Genomic DNA, 21,335 nt, shown 5'->3' with positions numbered 1-21,335 from the left:
GTGCTATTTAACCAGTGCTTGATGTAAATCTAGAAAAATTTTATTGAATTGATTGCATTTTAAGCGACTTGTATGGTGATGTTCGCTTTAAGTAATGCTATACTCCCGCCGAATAATTTATCGACTTTATTAAGAGTAAAATTAATGGCAGATTTATCGAAGTACAGAAACATTGGTATTTTCGCGCACGTTGATGCGGGTAAAACCACAACTACTGAGCGTATCCTAAAGCTTACAGGTACAATCCACAAAAGCGGTGAGACACATGATGGTGAGTCTACTACCGATTTCATGGAGCAAGAAGCTGAGCGCGGTATTACTATCCAGTCTGCGGCAGTAAGCTGTTTCTGGAAAGATCACCGTTTTAACGTTATCGATACTCCTGGACACGTTGACTTCACAGTTGAAGTTTACCGTTCACTTAAAGTATTAGATGGCGGTGTGGGTGTATTCTGTGGTTCTGGTGGTGTTGAGCCACAATCAGAAACTAACTGGCGCTACGCGAACGAATCAGGTGTTGCACGTATTATTTTCGTAAATAAATTAGACCGTATGGGTGCTGATTTTTACCGTGTAACTGAGCAAGTACAAAAAGTACTTGGTGCTGTTCCATTAGTTATGACTTTACCAATTGGTATTGAAGACGAATTCGTAGGTGTTGTAGACGTTTTAAACAAACAAGCATATGTTTGGGATGAGACCGGTCTTCCTGAGAACTACTCAATTGTTGACGTTCCTGCAGACATGGTAGAAAAAACTGATGAATACCATGAGTTCCTAGTTGAAACTGCTGTAGAGCAAGACGATGACCTAATGGAAGCGTACATGGAAGGTGAAATGCCTTCAGTTGAAGATATCAAGCGTTGTATCCGTAAAGGTACTCGTGACCTTGCGTTCTTCCCTACATACTGTGGTTCTGCATTCAAAAACAAAGGTATGCAATTAATCCTTGATGCTGTTGTTGATTACTTACCAGCTCCTACAGAAGTTGATCCTCAACCTCTTATGGATGAAGAAGGTAACGAAAACGGCGAGCACGCAATTGTATCTGCAGACGAACCTTTCAAAGCGTTAGCATTCAAAATCATGGATGACCGTTTTGGTGCGTTAACATTCGTACGTATTTACTCTGGTAAGCTTAACAAGGGTGACACTATCCTTAATGCATTTACTGGTAAAACTGAGCGTGTTGGCCGTATGGTTGAGATGCAAGCTGATGATCGTAAAGAGCTTACTTCAGCGCAAGCGGGCGATATCATCGCTATCGTTGGTATGAAGAACGTGCAAACTGGTCACACTCTTTGTGATCCTAAGCACCCAGTAACACTTGAGCCAATGGTATTCCCAACTCCAGTAATCTCGATTGCTGTACAGCCTAAAGATAAAGGCGGTAATGAGAAAATGGGTATTGCTATCGGTAAAATGGTTGCAGAAGATCCGTCTTTCCAAGTTGAGACTGATGAAGATTCAGGCGAAACTATCCTTAAAGGTATGGGTGAGCTTCACTTAGATATCAAAGTAGATATCCTTAAGCGTACTTACGGCGTAGACCTTGTTGTTGGTCAACCACAGGTTGCTTACCGTGAAACTATCACTCGTGAAATCGAAGATAGCTACACGCATAAGAAACAATCTGGTGGTTCTGGTCAGTTCGGTAAAATTGATTACCGCATCAAGCCAGGCGAAGCGAATTCAGGCTTCACGTTCACTTCATCAGTTGTTGGTGGTAACGTACCGAAAGAATTCTGGCCTGCAGTTGAGAAAGGCTTCAAGTCAATGATGAACGAAGGTGTTCTAGCTGGCTTCCCAGTACTTGACGTTGAAGTAGAGCTTTTCGACGGTGGCTTCCACGCCGTGGATTCATCTGCAATCGCATTCGAAATCGCTGCTAAAGGCGCTTTCCGTCAATCGATCCCTAAAGCGGGCGCACAACTTCTTGAGCCAATCATGAAAGTTGACGTGTTCACGCCAGAAGATCACGTTGGTGACGTAATCGGTGACCTTAACCGTCGTCGTGGTATGCTAAGCGACCAAGAAGCTGGTTTAACTGGCGTTCGCATTAAAGCAGACGTTCCGCTATCAGAAATGTTTGGTTACATCGGTTCACTACGTACAATGACATCAGGTCGTGGTCAGTTCTCTATGGAGTTCTCACACTACGCAGCATGTCCACAAAACGTAGCTGACACTGTAATCGCTGCAGAAAAAGAGAAAAAAGCAGCTAAGTAATTAGCTCTGTAACTCTTTAAAAAAACCCGCACATGTTGCGGGTTTTTTATTGCCTACGATTTAATTACTCTTTGAGTTAGCGTCTCTCAAAAACAGTAATACCAACAATGACAGCCTAAATAAAAGGCTGCTTAAAGCGGTGAGCTATACATGCTTTAATTAAAGCTGAAGTGATGACCGTAGGAGCAATGGCTGCTTAGCTTCGCACAGAGTGCGTAAGAGCGCTCACCTAATACAGTAATCTATACTTGGGTTAGTGAGGCGCAGTTATGAAAGGGAAGTTGTATAGCGGCTTATTTTAGGTATAAAAAAAGGAGCAATCATGCTCCTTTTTGTATTTAGTGCGTGCCCATTGCGCTAATTAAACTTCTTAATTGCTTTAGCTCTTAGCGCTTTCATCTTTGGCAAGCGAGGCTTATTAAAGCTTTGTATTGGCATAACCACTAAATGCTCTTGTGGCAGGGCTGGCACCGTTTTAGGGTATTGCCCAGGCTCTGGTACCGAAATCTCTTTTAAATGCACTTTAAGGTTGTTTAGCATAGGGTCGTTATCAACTTCGCTAGGGCAAATAAATATTCCCATTTTACGCAGTTGCACACCTAACTTAATGCTACTGGTGTAGCGTATTATTGGCGCTCCAAGTAATAGACCGAGTAATATAGGCGATAACCACCAAAAGAACACTGGTGTAAAGTAATAGGCTGTAGCGCCCCATACTATGGCAACCAAGGTAGAAAATAGTGTGTAATTAAACGCTTCTTTCCACGGTACCATGCGGCCTTCGCGCGGTTGTGCATCCCACTTAACTTTTTTACCCAAAAATACACACACTACAAAGTAAGCATGAAACACCATCATAAGTGGTGCCACAATAATGGCAAATACAGTCTCTATTATTGAGCCTAATATTAATTTAAACGAGCCGCCAAAGCGCTTATTTCTGTGCACTAGCGTGACAATTACACCCATTAATTTAGGCACCAATAATATAATAATGGTTAAATAAAGTAGTGAATCAATTAGGTCTGTTTTAGCTATTTGCCACGTTGGGAATAACTGATAAACCCGATTAAAGTACACATCGCTATTTAATGCACGTGTTACCGCATCTATGGTGCTTAGTGCCAGCATAGATAACCAAATAAGCGATGAAATATAAGCGGTTGCGCCTAATAAAAAGTGAAACTTACTCATTAACTTTAATTTAGACGAGCCTAATAAGCCAAGGTGCTGAATATTACCTTGAACCCAACGTCTGTCGCGTATGGCATAATCTAAAATGTTACTTGGTACTTCTTCGTAGCTACCTTCAATATCGCTAAGTAATAAAACATCCCAGCCTGCACTGTGCAATAGTGAAGCTTCTACAAAGTCATGACTTAAAATTTCGCCACCAAAGGGGGCATTGCCTTCAAGCGTAGGTAAACCACAATAGTTAATAAATGCTTCAACGCGAATAATGGCATTGTGGCCCCAATAATTAGCTTTGTCGGTTTGCCAAAAAGCAGAACCCGTTGCCAGCATTGGACTGTAAAGCACTGAGGCAAATTGTAAAAAACGACCAAAGTAGGTGTTTTGACGAACTGGAATAGGGATAGTTTGAATTAAGCCAGCTTGCGGGTTGTTGATCATGCTTGTGGTCAGCTCTAGCATACATTTACCCGTCATTACGCTGTCGGCATCAAGTACAATCATGTGATCGTATTGGCTGCCCCAGCGCTCGCAAAAGTCGGTTAAATTACCTACTTTACGGTGTTTATTATCTTCGCGGCGACGATAGAAAACCTGTTTTGCAGTATCGCCTAAACGCTCACATAAAGCATGCCATGCGCTTAGCTCGTTTTGTGCTATTTCAGGGTCTTGCGTGTCGCTAAGTAAATAAAAGTCAAAATTGGCAAGTTGCCCTGTCTCTTTTAGCGATTGTAAGCTCACTTCAAAGCCGGCAATAACACGGTGTGTGTCTTCGTTATAAATAGGCATAACTACCGCGGTTTTTTGCTGTGCAAGCGCGGCATTATCAAACTCGATAGGCTTAATGCGTCTAAGGGTGAGCGGGTCAATACGAAATAATTGCAGTACAAATCCTATCGTGCCGCTACAAAATGCCGTAACAATCCATGCAAAGGTTATTGAAAATAAAACCAATAGCGCGTATTCAAGCAAGGTCATTCCGTTTGAGCTTAAAATTTCAAACATAATGGAGATGCCGTACCCTGAAACAGTGAGTGCAGCAATAGCAAACAACCATACGCGCAGTGTTTTGAATGGCATTGGTGTGCCCTTTCCTTTATTACTTGATGTCATTTGGGTACCAAACATAGCTCCATACCTCACTAATTTCTTTATCACGAAGTTTTAACGATAAACGCATATCTACGGGTTGATCGTCCTGTGGTGCAATTTTAAACGCTACTCGCCAACCAAGAGATTTAGGAAGTTTTTGCACTGTTACATCTCTTACTTCACCTGTTGTTAGCTGAATGTCGGCTTCAAGTGTTAGCTTTTCAGACAGGTTGTTTAAATCGGGGCCTGCAAAGTCAACGGTAAACTGGCGATGGCTTTGCGGTGGTGGATTATCTTCACCGGGCAGCGCTGCGCTACCAATACGTGTGCGTGTTACACGCGCCTTTTGGTGTTGAGTTAAATGGGCGTTAAAGGTGCTCATTTTGTAGCTTAGCTTTAATGAATCACCAGCTTTCATTGGCTTTTCAGGCACCCAGTAACTCACTATATTGTCGTTCGTTTCTGTATCTGTTGGTATTTCTACTAGCTCAACTCGGCCATTTCCCCATTCACCTTTTGGCTCTATCCACAGGCTTGGACGGTCGTGGTAGTGCGCTTCAGTATCTAGGTAATTGTTAAAGTCACGGTCTCGCTGTGCTAAACCAAACCCCTTAGGGTTGGTGTATGAAAACGACGTAACGCTTAACTGTGTTGGGTTGTTAAGCGGGCGCCATACCCATTTGTTATCAGCTGACTGTGTTAACAAGCCGTCTGAATCATGCACTTCTGGGCGGTAGTCATCAAAAAACTTAGTGCTGTTTTCACCGTGGTAAAACATACTTGTTAAAGGGGCTACGCCTAGCTTTTTAATATCTTTACGGGCAAAAATTTGCATATCAACATCAACTAACATACTGGTTGTTGGGTCAATATCAAATTTGTAAGCACCAGATACCGAAGGGCTATCAAGCAATGCAAAAATAGTGATGTTAGTTTGCTCAGCCTGGGGCTTAACAAGCCAAAACTCTTTAAACATAGGGAACTCTTCACCCGATGTTTCGGCGGTATCGATTGCTAATCCGCGTGCTGATAAACCATATACTTGATTAGGGCCAACAACTCTAAAATAAGAGGCCCCTTGAAACACCATTACCTCATCTTTGTATTCGTTTGTGTTAATTGGGTAATGTAAGCGAAAGCCTGCATGGCCTAGTTGTGTACCGGCTACGCTTTTTGCTATTTCGTCTTTTAAAGGGGCGGCCGTGCCATCGTATTGATAAAAATCAGTACTAAAAGGTAGGCGATTACGTTTTGAGTCGCCTTCTACGGTATTAATTGTTACCGGTGTTTTATATAAAAAACCAGGGTGAAAGAGTTGTAGCTCATACAGGCCTTCATCTTTCCACACCGATTTGTCCTGCTTAAATCGAATTGAGCGGTAATCTTGGTAATCAATGTTATTTAATGCTTCTAGCTCTATATTTTTTGGAGGTGCATATTCTTGTTCGGCTAGTTTTTTAGCGCGGGCGCTTATTACTCCAAATAGGCTTTCTTGCGGAATTGCTGCATCAACACTTGCTGCTATTGCCTGCGTGCTATAGCCCCAGCCAGAAAAAATAAAAAGTAGACCCAATAATGGCGTTGCTTTTTTCTGCCAAGTAGGAGGTGTTTGGGTTAATTGTTTCATTTCCATTCCTTTATAAAAACACGACTTATTTTTACGCTTAGGGTTTGTTACTTAACTACTACACAAGGGTGACGAACTTATAGTGCAACTTTTAATCCGTAAATAAAGTGTTTACATTTCAACAGGTAAATTTATTAAAAAGGGTTTTAACTACGGCTTATGTGTAAAAAATACTCATTTAATGTATTTGTTGCGCGGCTAATTCTATTAATAGTTAATAAACGGTATGGAAGATATTAAGGGTTGTTTACTGAAGCTTGTCTGAATTACATTTTTATAAGCATAAAAAAAGCCGCAAAAATGCGGCTTTAAAACAAATCACTCGTTATTTTTTCTTAAATCTGCGCACTAATGAAAGTGGCGCTAATAAAAGAGATAACCAAAGCAATGAGCCTGAGTCGTTATCGTCATCACCCCGTAGGTTGTTTACTCTTACTACAACCGTTTGTGCTTCAGATACGTTACCTACACTATCCTCTGCTTGTACTGTAAGGGTAATACGATTTTCAAACTCGTAATCTACTTCGCTTGCAACAATTAACTGACCTTGCTCGTTAATTGATACAGAATCGTTACCTGATACGATAAATTTAACCACAGGTGATACATCAGCGTTAGGGTCACTAAAATCAAGTGTACCAATCACAGTGCCTACAGCGCTGTTTTCATCTACTGTGAATATTTGATCAGGTGCAATTACCGGTGTTTGCTCTTCAGGGGTAAGTACTACTTCAGATTTAATATCAACAATCACAGGGTCGTGATCAGATGCACGGTATGGCCCTTCTGCGTATAGCGTAGATTGATGACCTTCGCTCTTAAACTCTAGGTTGTAATCAAGCACGATAGGCTCATCAGCATTGATATGCCAATCATTTGCTGCAACAACTTTGCTTAGTAAAGACTCGGTTGCTAAAGCATGGTCAAGGCTACCTGCACGACCAGAGAAGCTATAAGAGTAGCTTAGTGTATCGCCATCAAGCTCTGCGACTACGTTTTTATAGCCTTTTTCATCAAACTTACGGATTGGATCTTCCATTGCATAAGCGTTCATATCACCAACAAGAATGATATCTTCGTCATCTACGCCAGTAGGTTTGTTGTCTAACCAATCAGTAAACGCATCAGCAGCTTCGGTACGAATTTCATTCCAACAGCCTTGGCCATCACCTAGGTCGTCGTTGTTATCATCACCACAGCTCCCTTTAGATTTAAGGTGGGCTACAGAAACAGTAAATACTTCATCTGTTGAAAGTGACTTAAAGCTTTGTGCAATTGGTGCACGGTTGCTGTAATCAAACGGGTAATCAGTAGTAATAGCGGCTGTGCCTACTTCTTCTACTTTATCTGCGCGGTAAATAAGGGCTGTGGTGATTTCGTCGGTACCAATTTGGGCTACGTTAAAATCTACAAACGCGTAGTTGTTAGCGCTGTCAGCATCGTTTAATGCATTTACTAAACTTGCTATAGCACTGAACTCACCAAAGCCATCATTTTCAATTTCCATTAAGCCAACAACATCAGCTTGCATTGCACTAATAGCGCTTACAAGTTTTGCTTCTTGACGTACAAACTCTTCTTCTGAGTCTGCACCACGGCTAGTAGGGAAACCACCGCCTTGGCCATCACCGTTAAAGTAGTTGAGTACGTTAAAGCTGGCGATTCGTAAATCGGCTTCTTCACTTTGCTCAGGCGCATCTTCACGCGCATTAGTCGCTATAAACTGTGGTGTAACTGTTGGGTGAATGCGATACGTGCTAAAGCTGTATGTAACTACCCCTGTTACCGCATTTACAGTATCGCCGGTACGTAGAGTATTTTCTGCCGATAGGCCTGGCGCTGGGTAAGCCGTTGGATCTGAGTTTTGAGCTGTAGAGCCATCATCTAATAAGATTTTTTTAGTCAAGTTAGCCGCTTCAACAGCATTGGCTGCATCACCTGGCAATGCAACTTGAGTGCCTTGGTATAAACGCTCAGTGGCTAGTTCTACTTCGCCATAGCGACCTAAGCCGTAGTTGTTAGTAACTACAAGTGTTTGATCTAGGCTTACTAGCATACCTTCATAAGCTTCTAGGTCAGCTTGGCTCTCTAAAGGTAAACTTATTGAGATTGCAGAGGCCACTTCGTCAGTACCACATACAGCAATTTGTGTTACATCTGCTAGTTGTGTTGAATTATAGTATTCATCAACTGTGCCCTGTACGCGCACGTGGTCACCTACATTTACATCGGTATCAGTAAAGTAAACAAACAAACCTTCAGAGGTCATTGGATCGTTATCTACATCTGCAGCAAGCGAGGTCACAAAGAAACCATCTAAGCCATCTTCACCTTGAAAATCGGCAGTGACAATACCTTCAATTTCAACAAGGGTATCTACTAACGGGCTTGCTTCACCAGAACCTTGCACAGCGCTAATTAGCGTTTTATCTGCGCCACATACAAGCGGTTCTAATGGTTCTGGCTCAGGGTCTGGCGCAGGAGCTGTACCACCATCGCCAGCATGCGAGCCTAAGCCGTCAAAGGTGTCACTATCAAACTGTTCCCATTCATCGCTAGGATTAAAAGTTGCAGTTGAGTCAGTTCGACCCGTTGTGATGCTATTTTTTCTTCGTAAGGTTTTATTTTGAGTTTGTACGGTATCATCAGACCAAAAAGAGCCAGGATCAACACCCACTTGGCCAAAGCTATCAACTACCACACCATCTTTAGTTAAAACAAGGGCATCGTCACCATTGTAGTAAGTTACTGTGCTGGTTATGTCTGCAATATCAAGAATGGCAGCGTCTGCACCGGAGTTTGAAATTATATAGGTGGTATTGGCAGCCAATGTGCCTGATAAATCAATTGAGTTACCTACCGAACTACTACCATTTGAATAAAGTCCTAAAGTATAACCTTCAAGAGAAAGCTCGGTATCAGCATTGTTATAAAGCTCAATCGCTTTATTGTTGCTGCTGCCTTCGATGTATTCAGAAATGATTAGATCGGCGGAGGCTGGTGCACTGAGGCTTGCTAATACAAGCGCCAGTGGCGTTATTTTCGTTTTTAACATTTTTTATTATTCCCGTGTATTTAAATCCCAAAATGGGACACCAGTTTAGGCAATCTAAATGACAAAAAGAATACAAAAATGTTAATGATTGTAAAAAATTAAGGCGGCGTACCGCCTTTGATAACATGTTTACTTATTTTGCAGCCATTGCGCGGCCTGCTTGGCAAAATACGTTAAAATACCATCCGCTCCGGCGCGTTTAAATGCCAGTAAAGATTCCATAATTGTGGCCTCTTCACTCAACCAGCCGTTATCGATTGCCGCTTTGTGCATTGCATATTCGCCACTGACCTGATATGCGAAAGTAGGTACACCAAATTCATCTTTAACACGACGAACAATATCAAGGTACGGCATACCCGGTTTCACCATCACCATGTCGGCGCCTTCTTGTAAATCAAGTGCCACTTCACGAATTGCCTCATCAGAGTTGGCGGGATCCATTTGATACGTTTTTTTGTCGGCCCCTTTCAAGTTACCTGCAGAGCCAACAGCGTCTCTAAACGGCCCATAATAGCTAGAGGCATATTTGGCTGAGTAAGCCATTATGCGTGTGTGAATATGTCCATCTGCTTCAAGTGCTTCGCGAATAGCACCAATACGGCCATCCATCATGTCAGAGGGTGCAACCACATCTGCGCCTGCCTCGGCGTGAGAAAGCGCCTGCTTAACAAGAATTTCAGTGGTTATGTCATTAATTACATAACCTTCATCATCAATAATGCCGTCTTGGCCATGAGTAGTGAATGGGTCAAGGGCTACATCGGTAATAACCCCAAGCTCAGGAAAAGCTTCTTTTAAAGCACGAACAGTGCGTTGTGCTAAGCCATCTTCATTGTACGCTTCTTCGGCCATCAAAGACTTTTTGTCAGCAGGGGTTACCGGAAAAATAGCGACGGCAGGTACACCTAAATCTACAAGCTCTTTAGCTTCTTCAAGCAATAAATCAATTGATAAACGCTCAATTCCTGGCATTGATTCAATTGCTTCGCGGCGGTTTTTACCTTCAAGTACAAATACCGGAAAAATTAAATCGTTTACCGATAGTTGGTTTTCGGCCATTAAACGGCGAGAAAAATCACTGCGGCGCATTCTACGCATGCGGGTATATGGGAAAAGGTCGAGTCCTGATTGGGCCATGTTACTAAGCTCCTACTGTGGGATTGGAAAACTAATTACTTGATTTCGGCCATGTTGTTTAGCGAAATAGAGCGCTTTATCTGCGTCGTCTGTAAATAGCTCAGGGTTACTAATATTGTTTACTACAGCGCTGTTTACGCCAGCACTAATGGTTACTTTTACGGATGTTCCGGCTACATTTACGGTATTACTCTCTACGGCTTGGCGAATTTTTTCAGCAATATCAACAGCCCCCTCTTTTGGGGTGTTAGGTAGTAAAACAACAAACTCTTCGCCGCCGTAGCGAGCCACTTCATCCAACGGGCGTTTTAAGTGCTGTTTTATAATGTCGGCTACAGCGCGTATTACTTGGTCGCCGGTTAAGTGCCCGTAGTTATCATTTACGCGTTTAAACCGGTCTATATCGAGCATAATCATACTCAAAGGCGTTTGTTCACGCCGAGAGCGACGCAGTTCCATCACTAATTTTTTATCAAAAAAGCGACGATTTTTAACGCCGCTCAGCGCGTCTTCCATATTAAGTAGCTCAAGCTCGCGGTTTTTATCCTCTAGTTCGCGCAAAGTGACTTGTAACTCAAAGGTGCGCTCATCAACTAACGACTCTAATTCTTTTTGTGTTTGGGCTTGCAGCGCGAGTCGCTCATTTAATAGTGTATCTTGGGCTGCATTTTCAGCAATCAAGGTTTGTTGAGCAATAACTTGTTCATCACGCTCTAAAATAAAGCGCTTCATAACGCCATAACATAGGCAAAATGTACTACCAAAAAAACATATAAAAACAAAAGCTAAGCTACTTCTACCTAAAGGATATAAGCCAAATACAGCAATAATAAGGTACACCATAACAAGTAAAAATAGCATAAGTGCAATTAGCAGTGCTTGAATTGGTTTTGAAGGCGCATTTTGCTGGCAGATGTAGGCGCTTACCAAGCAATAAATAATAACAATCGGGCTCGCCAGTAAGCTAAATGGGGTAAACACTGTGCTAGGTAAAGCCCACATAAACAGCAGGCTAATTGCGTAAATATTAGCAACAATGGTTTGCCATTTTAGTAGTTTAGAGGCTTTAGGTTGGCACAGTTGTTTTTGTAGCGGAACAAAAGCAAGCGTAGTGAGCATTAGTAAAACAGGTATCATTACTTGCTGTAATGAAGGCGAATTTGGATGAAAATAACGAGCGCCAAAACCGCATAAATAAGCCAGTAGCACACCTAAGGTCAGCGTAATAATGCCTGCATAAGCAAAATACAACTTGCGCGAAAACCCATACAAAACCAAGCAACTTATGGCCAATGAAAATAAAAAACCAATGAGTAAGCCATAAATTAAATTAAGTTTACCTTTATGCGCTAGGTAGGCATCTGGTTGCCATAAAGTCAGCGGGATGCGTAGCCCAGCACTGTTGTTAACCTTCATTATTACGGTGCTAATACTATTTGCCGGCAGCCTCAAGGTTGCTAATAAAGATTCACTTTTTATTAGCCGTGATGAGAGCTTAAAGTTATCGCCAGTTTGCATGTGTGAGAGCAGTGCTGAATTATAAAAATGAAAAATCTGCGCTTCATTTAACAGCGGGTTATCGAGCGATAAAATAGGGCTTATATTGTTATTTAAGGTATTTTTAACTGTAAACTTGACCCATACAGGGCGTTGTTCAAACCCTAAATTTAATGGCTTATCACTTACTGTTTGCCAGTCGCTAACCTCATGGTAGGCATTGTTTGCTGTGGTGGGCGTAAACGAATAGCTCAGGGTGTCTATTTTTATTGATTTAAAATTTTCAGAAATTACGGGGTTTGCAACACTGCAAAATGAACAAAGGAGCATAAATAGGCTAAATAGCGCCTTTGGGCTTGTCATTAGCGACCTGCTATATCAAATAAGCTATAAAAGTTAGCCGTACTATGGGCGGCAATAGTACTTGGTTCAACGTTATAAAGCTTAGCGAGTGTTTCACACACATAGCTAAGATAGGCGGGCTCATTTTTACGTGATTTTGGTTTAGGGGTTATTGTGCGTGGAATTAAAAAAGGCGCATCGGTTTCTATTAATAACCGCTCAAGCGGGATACTTGGCACCAATTGTTGCAATGCTTTACCGCGGCGCTCGTCACACACCCACCCAGTAATGCCAATATAAAGGCCTAATTCTAAATAGTCTTTGAGTGCTTGGGCATTGCCTGTAAAGCAATGCAGCACGCCACGTACGTTATAGTTAGCCAAAATATTTAGCATATCTTCGCTTGCGTCACGTTCGTGTAAATAAACAGGTAGGTTTAGTTTTTCGGCTAACGCTAACTGGCGTTTTAATACGCTGCGCTGAATATCGCGAGGAGAAAAATCGCGATTATAATCAAGCCCACACTCACCAATGGCCACAACGCAATCGTTACTAGCAAGCTGCGTTAAAGTGGTTTCAAGTTCATCGGTGGCGTCTTTAGCGTCATGTGGATGCACGCCAGCAGTAGAAAACTGATTATATTGTTTTGCTAATGCAAGCGATTGTTCGCTACTAGGCACATCGCAGCCGATCAGTAACATAGCTTGCACGCCCGCGGCATTTGCGCGGGCAATAATGGCCTGATGCTCACCTTCAAACTGGTGATTGGTTAAATTAACGCCGGCATCAACTAACGTGTAGGTCATTACTGAGTGCGCTTCACACGGATTGAGCGGTTTTGACCATCTTTACGAAGTAAAAAAGAATTAAATACACCGCGGCTAATAACCACTGTGTCTGACTCTTTTAATTTAAGACTGTCAGAGCCAATTTGACGCCATTGCTGATCGTTATCAAGGGTAATAATGAGCTCGCCATAAGGGGCTTTTCTAACTGATGATACTAATGCTGTGATATTTTCGTCTTTATCTTTAGTGATCTCTTTATGCTCAAGGCCAAAATCATCTGCTTTAGCAGCAGGCGCTGCTTTAGAAACAGCTGCAACAGGTGCACTTACGTTTGGCGATACATTGGTTACGGCTTTTGGTGGGGTAAGGGTTTTTTTCTCACTAGGTTTAGTAAGCGGTTTACCTGCCACTGTGTTGTCATAACATAGTAAACGGTTAAAGTCGTTTTCAATAAAGCTACATGCTTGCAAAGCTTGCACGTTAATTTCTTGCGCTGCAAACGTCGGTGCGCTTAGTAAAACCAGTAGTGAGAGTAGTTGTTTTTTCATTTTATTCCTCAGATTCCTGTTGTTCTTTAGCGCTATAAAATTTCGCTAAAATTAACCCTAGCTCAAATAAAAGCAGCATAGGAAGTGCTAATAGTGTTTGTGATAACACATCGGGCGGTGTTAAAAACATCGCCACAACAAATACACCAACCACAATATAAGGGCGTTTTTGCTTTAAACTCTGCGTGGTTGTAGCGCCACTCCAACATAACAACATTATGGCTACGGGTATTTCAAACGCCACACCAAATGCAAAAAATAGCTTAAGTACAAATCCTAAATAGCTACTAATATCCGGTGCTAGGGTCATCATTTGCGGCCCTACACTAGTAAAAAAGCCTAATATAATAGGGAGCACTATAAAGTAGCAAAAAGCGATACCGCCATAAAAAAGCAAAATACTCGAGGCCAAAATTGGCATTAGCATGCGTTTTTCGTGTTGGTATAAGCCAGGTGCTATAAATCCCCAAATTTGATGCAATATCCACGGAATAGCGCCAAACAAGGCAACAAATAGCGTTAGTTTAAACGGTGCAAAAAACGGTGCCGTAACATCGGTAGCTATCATAGTGGCAGTGCTTGGTAAATGTGCGACTAAAGGGGCGGCTACAAACTCATATATATCATTGGCAAAATACACTAGGCCAATAAATATCACTAAAATACTAAAAAGTGATTTAATAAGCCGATCGCGCAGCTCAATTAAGTGAGCGACGAACCCTGATTTAGCTTGTTCAGACATTATTTTTTATACCACGTAATAAGTTGACCACAAATAGGGGAATTAATTTCACTTTTTTTCATCGAGTTGTTCGTTAGATGACGTGCTTGAAGTGTTTTTATAGCTATGAGTAACCGACTGCGCTGCTTTTTGCAGTTCATCAACCGATTGTTGTAGCTCAGGGCTTAAATCTTTAAGCTCTTGTTGCTCTGCTTTTTTTAGGTTTTCGTGAAGCTCGTGTATGCGTAGCTCTTCACTCACTTCTGCTTTAACTGAGTTGGCCATCGACTTAACGGTTTTTACCCAGCGCATTACGGTGCGAATGGCAACCGGTAACCGCTCAGGGCCAAGTACCACTAGGCCAACAATAAAAACAACAACGAGCTCCCACATTCCCATATTGCTTAAACCTTAGTATCGTCTTTGGTTTTTTCAGTGCTTTGTGTCTGTGTTGGCGCTGCTTTTTGAGACTCTTGGATTTGCTCAGCTTTTTCGCTTTCAGTCTCTTTAGTTTGGTCATCAGACATGGCTTTTTTAAACCCTTTTACTGCACCGCCTAAATCACCACCCATGCCGCGTAGTTTTTTAGTACCAAAAAGAAGTACGATAATCGCTAAAACAATCAATAATTGCCAAATACTAATGCCACCTAAACCCATGGTTATCTCCAACTGATAAATGCTTAAATGTTTATTTTAAGTACTAATTATACGCCCTGTGGCATAAATTGCACTTAGTTTATGTGTTACGCCACGCCACAATAAAGCTAATTGCAGACGCTGCTAATGTTACGCCTGCCGCTATGAGGTCGTGCTGCAGATAACACAGTGCCGATACAATCAGTGTAGCACTGCCAAATAGGCTAAGTACTAGCGCTTTGTGTGACACTTTACTTGGCTGAGAATGCTGCATTTGCGGACTATGTTTTAAATTTTGATAAATTAAATCAGGTAGTTCTGGCATTTTTTCAGCCCAAAATGGCAAGTTAGCATACATTTGTTTCATTACTGATAACGGTCCAACTTGTTGTTTTACCCAATCTTCTAAAAATGGCTTAGCGGTTTTCCACAAATCAAGCTGAGGATAAAGCTGACGCCCTAAGCCCTCAACGTATAATAACGTTTTTTGTAATAATACTAACTGCGGCTGTACTTGCATGTTAAAGCGGCGTGCGGTGTTAAATAAATTAACGAGTACATGACCAAACGATATCTCAGCTAGCGGCTTATTAAATATAGGTTCGCACACGGTACGAATTGCAAATTCAAACTCTTCTATGCTGGTATCGGGCGGAACCCAGCCCGAGTCAACATGTAGCTGAGCAACTTGGCGGTAGTCACGATTAAAAAAGGCGATAAAGTTTTCTGCGAGATAGCGTTTATCTTCTTTGTTTAATGTGCCAACAATGCCACAGTCGATACCAATATACATGGGGTTTTCAGGGTGCTCGCGAGAGACAAATATATTGCCAGGGTGCATATCAGCATGAAAAAAACTGTCTCTAAATACTTGGGTAAAAAACACTTCTACACCGCGCTCAGCGAGTAATTTCATATTGGTATTTTGCGCAATTAACGACTCAGTATCTGAGACCGGAATTCCGTAAATACGCTCCATAACCAAAACGTTACTGCGGCTATAATCGCTATAAACAGCCGGGATATATAACGAATCAGAGCCTTCAAAGTTACGCTTAAGTTGTATGCCATTTGCGCCTTCGCGCATTAAATCGAGCTCATCTAACAAGGTTTTTTTATACTCTTTGACCACCTCAACAGGACGTAACCTTTTTGCTTCGCTGTGTACATTGGCAAGTACTTTAGCGAGCTTTTCCATAAGTGCTAAGTCGGCATTAATTTGTGTTTTTATGTTTGGCCTAATCACTTTTATAACAACATCTTGGGTATTGTTATGGGCATCAACCAGCTTAGCAGTATGCACTTGTGCAATAGACGCTGAGGCCAATGGGGTTTGCGAAAACTCACTAAATAACTGGCTTATATCGCTAATTTCGAGCGCTTTTTCAATTATTTTTTGGGCAAGTTCGCCTTCAAAGGGCTCGACTTGGTCTTGCAAAAAAGCAAGCTCTAACGCAATGTCGTGAGGAAGTAAGTCTCGGCGGGTAGAAAGCATTTGGCCAAACTTAATCCACACAGGGCCAAGTTCTTGCAAGGCTAAGCGCAGTCGCAAGCCCGCTGGCTTGTTTTTGTGCTGGTTACGTAACCAAAACAAGCTACCACGCGCAATTTTAGCGTACCAAGGTATTTTTTGTTTTGGTATTAACTCATCTAATCCGTAGCTAAGTAATGTTTTAGTGATGTAATACAATCGAGCAGTCGACACAAAAAATCCTTAGCGGCTGTTGGTGTTAGAAGAGTTGATTAATGCATTTATGCGTTGTTCAATAGCGGCCACTTGCCCTTTTAACACTCGGTTTTGTTGTTTAAATTGTTCAAGCTCTAAAGGGTGAATAGTTACAGCGAGCTCATCTTGGCATAGGCTAGTTAATGTGGTGCTAATTTGCTGACGTGCTTTACGCTCTTTACTGCGTAAAGCGTTTAGCTGTATGTAAAGTTGTTGTGCGGGCGCATCGCCAATATAGTGCGATAGTTGCTCAGGCCAATCTATATCTAGCCCAGAAAATGCGGCGCTGTATGCCTGAGCGACGTTTAAGTCGCCTTGCAGGTCTAGCTTATCTTGACGAATGAGCTGTGTAAGCATGGCTGGGTCTTTAAGCGCCATAAGAGTATCTATATCTGCGCTGATCATACACTCTGCGCTATTTTCATCGCTGGCACTGTAAAGGTGTAATAGTTTACCATCAAAGGTTAATACTATTTGCTGCTGCCAATTGCGGATTTCGACCTTTAATGGTTTGTGCTTAACGGTACTGAGCTTATCTATTAAGGTGGCGTCGAGTTGCAGTACCTTATTAAGCACTCGCTCTATAAGCGAAAGTACAAAATTAGGTAACATAAAAAACTGCGAATCGGGTTTTGCTGCGACCACTTGCTCGCTTTTTTGCTCAAACGCCATAACTGCCTGCCTTAATATTTAAAACCGCGGTGCAGTGCAACAATACCACCGGTTAGGTTTTGATACGTTGTTTGTTCAAAGCCTGCTTCTTCCATCATTGCTTTTAAGGTTTCTTGGTCTGGGTGCATACGAATTGACTCAGCTAAGTATTGGTATGACTCGCTATCGTTCGCCACTACTTTACCCATAGTTGGTAATAGATTGAACGAGTAAAAATCGTACGCTTTACTTAAAATTTCATGCTCAGGCTTGGAAAACTCTAATACTAGTAAGCGTCCACCTGGCTTTAAAATACGGTACATAGAGCGCAGGGCTTTGTCTTTATCGGTTACATTACGTAGGCCAAAGGCAATCGTGATCACATCAAAGCTGTTATCTGGAAAAGGCAGCATTTCGGCATTCATTTGCACGTAGTCGATATTGCCGACTAAACCCAAGTTGTGCAGTTTTTCGCGGCCCACTTTTAACATTGATGAGTTAATGTCGCCTAAAACTACTTGGCCGGTGTCACCGACTAGCTGGCTAAATTTTGCTGTTAGGTCGCCAGTGCCGCCTGCTAAATCAAGGACGTGGTGGCCTTTGCGCACACCTGAGCTGGCTATAGTTTGACGTTTCCATAATCGATGTACACCAAAAGACATTAAATCGTTCATTACATCGTACTTTGCTGCAACCGAGTGAAATACGTCTGCAACCATTGAGGCTTTATCGTTTTCGGCTACGGTTTTATAGCCAAAATGCGTGGTCTTTTGCTCTGTTTCGTTCATGGTTAGTCTCTATCGTGGCAATAAAGACTAGTGTACTTGATTGTATACTGCAGGTGCAATTTGAATATGATTTATCAGGTAATTTAGCGTAAAACCTAGTGGCCAGCTGTAAAGCTACTTTGCCCCAGTGAGCGTGCTTTAAATGCCGCTTGCGAGGCTTTTTTAGCTAACTGGTTAAAGTCATCATTTTTGAGTTGCTGCGCTATGCCTAAAGATAAGTTAATGCCAGGCAGCTTAGTGCCGCTTTTTGAGCTAACAAAGCGAAGTTTTTCTACGCCATTACGCACTTTTTCAGCAATAACATTGGCGGTTTCGGGGTCTATATCTGGCAGTAATACAGTAAATTGGTCCTTTGCTGTGCGCCCAGGTAAACCACTTTGAAAAACATATTTTTTTACTTGTTTAGCCACTTTGTTCAAAATAACTTCGCCAATTATATCGCCGTAATTATCTACAAAATGATCTAAATTATCTATTTGAATAGCAATTGCACAAATTGATTTGTCTTGGTTGCTCCATAGTTGGGTTTGCTGCGTTAAATAATGACGTTTATACAGTCCCGTTTGTGAGTCAATAATGTGCTGCTTACGTAATTGCGCCAGCTGTTTTTGGGTTTTTTCGTGTAACTTTTTAGCTTTATGTAGCTCGTGTTTGAAGTGCTTGTGTTGCTCAAGTAACGTGGCTGATTGCGTGTTTAACGTATCGAGTGCTTGGCGGCTTTGCTCTATATTATTCTCATCAAGCGTGTGCATGCACTCACTTACTTGGCCGGCAAAGCTAACAATTTGTTTTTCGGTTGATTGCGCATTGCGCGACAGTGAATCAATAACCCCATTTACGTTATTAATCATTGCCACTTGCGTGGTATGCCCTTCGTTTAAAAACTCAAAGTAGAGCTGCTCAATCAAAATACTATCGATTTGGGCTTTATTAGTAATGGCCTCGTCTATGGCGTTATTTAGCTGAGGATTTACTTTACTAATATAGGTATAGGCAACGTGGTAATTTAACGGTGAGGGGGGCAGCGTATGACGTTCTAAAAACAGGCATACATTCGTCATTTTTTCTTGAGCTACAGCCATGGAATCATGGAACATCATTTTAACTACCAACTAAGTACGCATTAAATTACACATTAAAATAACTCTTCAATGAGGCGGCAATGCATCCAAGCTTTATTATTTTTTTACTACAATAATCGTTAAGCAGGCTATTTAAAAGTAAAAACCAGTATTAGTGAACTTAAATTTTTACTTTTGCTGCCTAATAGCTGATTTTATCATCAAAGAGCACGTAATTAGCTTAATTTAGGCGGGTTCAGCTTATTTTACCCGCTCCAATTAAGCGTGTGTTATTGAGATTAATCGCATTTATCTTGCTATTTACTCAGCCTACGATAGTTTTGTGAAATCTATTGTATGGTTAAGTAAAACTAAAATGAATTATTCCTTACCCCCGCGAATTTGCCGCACACTGCTTGTGCTATCACTTTTTGGCACGCTAAGCGCATGTACATTAACAAGCCCCAACGCAAACACACAATTTGAACAAGTGGCGCAAAGTATTGTTGATTACCGCAAACGTGTAAATCCCTACACACAGCCTAAAGGGGTTGATGGCTATTTATTACCTAATTTATCGGCTGAATTTTTAAAGCAGCAATATGAGGAAAAAACAGCATTATTAAGTCGTTTAGATGCAATTGATAGCGACCAGCTTTCAAGTGAAAACAGTATTAACCTCAGTATTATTCGTGCGCAAGTACAAAACAGTGTTGATGAATACGTATTTAATGCGCACTACATGCCGCTAACTTCTGAGTATGGGTTCCATTCTAGCTTGTCTTATATGATTAATAGTTCGCAGTACAAGCAACCGCAACAGTTAGAAACGTATTTAGCCCGCCTTGAACAAGTGCCGCGCTTTTTTGAGCAAAACATACACTGGATGAAAAAGGGGCTCGAAACGGGGCTTACTCAACCACAAGCGGTATTAGCTGGGTATGAAGATTCAATAAGTGCTTACATAGTGGATGATGTAACGCAGTCAGACTTTTACTCCCCGTTTAAAACGAACACGGCAGGGCTAAGTGAAAATGACTTTAAAGCGTTACAGCAAAAAGCTAAACGCATCATAAAAAACGATGTTATTGCCTCTTACAAAGCATATTTAACATTTTTTACTACGCAATATCAGCCAGGTGCACGCACTACGATTGGTATTTCGCAAACCCCTAATGGCAAGGCGTTTTATAAAAACCGCGCACAGTATTACACCACCACAAATATGAGCATTGATGAAATACATCAGCTGGGGTTATCTGAAGTGGCGCGTATCCGCAGTGAAATGCAGGAAATAATTAAAGAAGTAGGCTTTGAAGGCACGTTTGCCGATTTTATCCACTTTTTACGTACCGATCCGCAATTTTACGCCACCACTCCAGAGCAGCTATTAAAAGAAGCTGCTTATATAGCTAAAAAAATGGACGCGCAGCTGCCTAAGTTATTTCATACACTGCCACGTATGCCCTATGGCGTTGCACCTGTACCTGCAAATATAGCCCCTAAATATACAACCGGTCGCTATGTTGCCTCAAGCCGAAGCGATCAAGCAGGTTATTATTGGGTAAATACATATGCGCTAGATAAGCGCCCATTGTATGTATTAGAGGCGCTGACCTTACACGAAGCCGTACCGGGGCATCATTTACAAATATCGCTTAATGCAGAGCTTGAAAACTTACCAAGCTACCGACGTGATGCCTACCTTTCGGCTTTTGGTGAAGGGTGGGGGCTTTATTCTGAATACTTAGGTATAGAAGCAGGCTTTTACCAAGACCCATACAGCCGATTTGGCCGTTTAACCTATGAAATGTGGCGTGCAGCTCGTTTAGTGGTTGATACCGGTATGCACATGTACGGCTGGAGCCGAGAGCGCGCTATGAACTTTATGAGCGAAAACACAGCGCTTTCATTACATAATGTTAAAACCGAAACCGACCGCTATATTTCGTGGCCGGGGCAAGCTTTGTCGTACAAAATTGGCGAGCTGACTATCAAGCGTTTACGCACAGAGGCCGAGCAAGCGCTTGGGCCACGTTTTGATATTCGTGAGTTTCATCATCAAGTATTGCGTCATGGTTCTGTGCCGTTATCAGTGCTTGAAGAGCAAGTTCGTTTGTATATAAAAGCTGAGCTTGAAAACACGCAAAGCTAATTATCTAAAGGTATAAACCTTGAACAACGAAAGGTGTTGTGTCATTTTGACGCAACACCTTTTTTATTTTTAAAAACAGCCATCAA

General features: G+C 41.8%; 16 protein-coding genes. 2 read left to right on the top strand and 14 right to left on the bottom strand.

Annotated elements, in window-relative coordinates:
* The first annotated feature begins 144 nt into the window (after window positions 1-144).
* Window positions 145-2,229: an elongation factor G gene (fusA, locus tag PSI06_RS13395; protein WP_004587465.1), complete on the top strand. Its 2,085-nt coding sequence runs from the start codon at window positions 145-147 to the stop codon at window positions 2,227-2,229.
* Window positions 2,230-2,586: 357 nt separating this feature from the next.
* On the opposite strand, the gene mdoH is transcribed toward fusA, so the two are convergent.
* The 14 genes from mdoH to PSI06_RS13325 all read right to left on the bottom strand — a co-directional run bounded on the left by mdoH (window position 2,587) and on the right by PSI06_RS13325 (window position 19,115).
* The gene (gene mdoH, locus PSI06_RS13390; RefSeq protein WP_273603974.1) at window positions 2,587-4,548 is read right to left on the bottom strand and encodes a glucans biosynthesis glucosyltransferase MdoH; all 1,962 of its coding nucleotides are present in this window, start codon (window positions 4,546-4,548) and stop codon (window positions 2,587-2,589) included.
* Window positions 4,520-6,139 carry a glucan biosynthesis protein G gene (locus PSI06_RS13385; protein WP_004587467.1) on the bottom strand — a complete coding sequence of 540 codons (1,620 nt, stop codon included), beginning with the start codon at window positions 6,137-6,139 and terminating at the stop codon, window positions 4,520-4,522. Before PSI06_RS13385 ends, mdoH begins: the two co-directional genes overlap by 29 nt.
* 325 nt (window positions 6,140-6,464) lie before the next feature.
* Complete coding sequence (locus PSI06_RS13380) at window positions 6,465-9,194, bottom strand: ExeM/NucH family extracellular endonuclease (RefSeq protein ID WP_004587468.1); 2,730 nt, start codon at window positions 9,192-9,194, stop codon at window positions 6,465-6,467.
* Between the two features lie 129 nt (window positions 9,195-9,323).
* Window positions 9,324-10,334 carry a porphobilinogen synthase gene (gene hemB, locus PSI06_RS13375; protein ID WP_004587469.1) on the bottom strand — a complete coding sequence of 337 codons (1,011 nt, stop codon included), beginning with the start codon at window positions 10,332-10,334 and terminating at the stop codon, window positions 9,324-9,326.
* Window positions 10,335-10,346: 12 nt separating this feature from the next.
* Window positions 10,347-12,194: a sensor domain-containing diguanylate cyclase gene (locus PSI06_RS13370; protein WP_004587470.1), complete on the bottom strand. Its 1,848-nt coding sequence runs from the start codon at window positions 12,192-12,194 to the stop codon at window positions 10,347-10,349.
* Window positions 12,194-12,979 (bottom strand): TatD family hydrolase, encoded by a 786-nt coding sequence (locus tag PSI06_RS13365; RefSeq protein ID WP_138685043.1) that lies wholly within the window; start codon window positions 12,977-12,979, stop codon window positions 12,194-12,196. Before PSI06_RS13365 ends, PSI06_RS13370 begins: the two co-directional genes overlap by 1 nt.
* Complete coding sequence (locus tag PSI06_RS13360) at window positions 12,979-13,509, bottom strand: hypothetical protein (RefSeq protein ID WP_054983614.1); 531 nt, start codon at window positions 13,507-13,509, stop codon at window positions 12,979-12,981. The genes PSI06_RS13365 and PSI06_RS13360 overlap by 1 nt, the downstream gene beginning before the upstream one ends.
* Window position 13,510: 1 nt before the next feature.
* A complete protein-coding gene (tatC, locus tag PSI06_RS13355; RefSeq protein ID WP_004587473.1) occupies window positions 13,511-14,251 on the bottom strand; it encodes a twin-arginine translocase subunit TatC in 741 nt (246 codons plus the stop codon).
* 48 nt (window positions 14,252-14,299) lie between these two features.
* Entirely contained in the window at window positions 14,300-14,623 is a 324-nt protein-coding gene (gene tatB / locus PSI06_RS13350) for a Sec-independent protein translocase protein TatB (RefSeq protein WP_232423994.1), read from the bottom strand.
* An 11-nt stretch (window positions 14,624-14,634) separates the two neighbouring features.
* Window positions 14,635-14,889, bottom strand: a complete 255-nt coding sequence (tatA, locus tag PSI06_RS13345) for a Sec-independent protein translocase subunit TatA (RefSeq protein ID WP_004587475.1) — start codon at window positions 14,887-14,889, stop codon at window positions 14,635-14,637.
* A 79-nt stretch (window positions 14,890-14,968) separates the two neighbouring features.
* Window positions 14,969-16,573, bottom strand: a complete 1,605-nt coding sequence (gene ubiB, locus PSI06_RS13340; RefSeq protein WP_039972224.1) for a ubiquinone biosynthesis regulatory protein kinase UbiB — start codon at window positions 16,571-16,573, stop codon at window positions 14,969-14,971.
* A 9-nt stretch (window positions 16,574-16,582) separates the two neighbouring features.
* Entirely contained in the window at window positions 16,583-17,266 is a 684-nt protein-coding gene (locus PSI06_RS13335) for a ubiquinone biosynthesis accessory factor UbiJ (RefSeq protein WP_004587477.1), read from the bottom strand.
* A gap of 11 nt (window positions 17,267-17,277) precedes the next feature.
* Window positions 17,278-18,033: a bifunctional demethylmenaquinone methyltransferase/2-methoxy-6-polyprenyl-1,4-benzoquinol methylase UbiE gene (gene ubiE, locus PSI06_RS13330; RefSeq protein WP_004587478.1), complete on the bottom strand. Its 756-nt coding sequence runs from the start codon at window positions 18,031-18,033 to the stop codon at window positions 17,278-17,280.
* 95 nt (window positions 18,034-18,128) lie between these two features.
* On the bottom strand, window positions 18,129-19,115 hold the full coding sequence (locus PSI06_RS13325) for a GGDEF domain-containing protein (RefSeq protein ID WP_004587479.1): 987 nt from the start codon (window positions 19,113-19,115) through the stop codon (window positions 18,129-18,131).
* A 355-nt stretch (window positions 19,116-19,470) separates the two neighbouring features.
* On the opposite strand from PSI06_RS13325, the gene PSI06_RS13320 reads away from it, so the two are divergent.
* Window positions 19,471-21,249 (top strand): DUF885 domain-containing protein, encoded by a 1,779-nt coding sequence (locus PSI06_RS13320; RefSeq protein WP_039972225.1) that lies wholly within the window; start codon window positions 19,471-19,473, stop codon window positions 21,247-21,249.
* Window positions 21,250-21,335 lie beyond the last annotated feature (86 nt).

The sequence above is a fragment of the Pseudoalteromonas sp. GABNS16E genome, assembly GCF_028598715.1.
GTDB classification, from domain to species: domain Bacteria; phylum Pseudomonadota; class Gammaproteobacteria; order Enterobacterales; family Alteromonadaceae; genus Pseudoalteromonas; species Pseudoalteromonas atlantica.
Note: the sequence above shows the minus strand (reverse complement) of the source record. Positions and strands in the feature narration are given on the sequence as shown.

Excerpts from the sequence above, each read along its gene's own strand:
- fusA (WP_004587465.1), top strand. The coding sequence starts at position 145 with ATGGCAGATTTATCGAAGTACAGAAACATTGGTATTTTCGCGCACGTT.
- mdoH (WP_273603974.1), bottom strand. The coding sequence starts at position 4,548 with ATGTTTGGTACCCAAATGACATCAAGTAATAAAGGAAAGGGCACACCA.
- PSI06_RS13385 (WP_004587467.1), bottom strand. The coding sequence starts at position 6,139 with ATGAAACAATTAACCCAAACACCTCCTACTTGGCAGAAAAAAGCAACG.
- PSI06_RS13380 (WP_004587468.1), bottom strand. The coding sequence starts at position 9,194 with ATGTTAAAAACGAAAATAACGCCACTGGCGCTTGTATTAGCAAGCCTC.
- hemB (WP_004587469.1), bottom strand. The coding sequence starts at position 10,334 with ATGGCCCAATCAGGACTCGACCTTTTCCCATATACCCGCATGCGTAGA.
- PSI06_RS13370 (WP_004587470.1), bottom strand. The coding sequence starts at position 12,194 with ATGACAAGCCCAAAGGCGCTATTTAGCCTATTTATGCTCCTTTGTTCA.
- PSI06_RS13365 (WP_138685043.1), bottom strand. The coding sequence starts at position 12,979 with ATGACCTACACGTTAGTTGATGCCGGCGTTAATTTAACCAATCACCAG.
- PSI06_RS13360 (WP_054983614.1), bottom strand. The coding sequence starts at position 13,509 with ATGAAAAAACAACTACTCTCACTACTGGTTTTACTAAGCGCACCGACG.
- tatC (WP_004587473.1), bottom strand. The coding sequence starts at position 14,251 with ATGTCTGAACAAGCTAAATCAGGGTTCGTCGCTCACTTAATTGAGCTG.
- tatB (WP_232423994.1), bottom strand. The coding sequence starts at position 14,623 with ATGTGGGAGCTCGTTGTTGTTTTTATTGTTGGCCTAGTGGTACTTGGC.
- tatA (WP_004587475.1), bottom strand. The coding sequence starts at position 14,889 with ATGGGTTTAGGTGGCATTAGTATTTGGCAATTATTGATTGTTTTAGCG.
- PSI06_RS13335 (WP_004587477.1), bottom strand. The coding sequence starts at position 17,266 with ATGGCGTTTGAGCAAAAAAGCGAGCAAGTGGTCGCAGCAAAACCCGAT.
- ubiE (WP_004587478.1), bottom strand. The coding sequence starts at position 18,033 with ATGAACGAAACAGAGCAAAAGACCACGCATTTTGGCTATAAAACCGTA.
- PSI06_RS13325 (WP_004587479.1), bottom strand. The coding sequence starts at position 19,115 with ATGGCTGTAGCTCAAGAAAAAATGACGAATGTATGCCTGTTTTTAGAA.
- PSI06_RS13320 (WP_039972225.1), top strand. The coding sequence starts at position 19,471 with ATGAATTATTCCTTACCCCCGCGAATTTGCCGCACACTGCTTGTGCTA.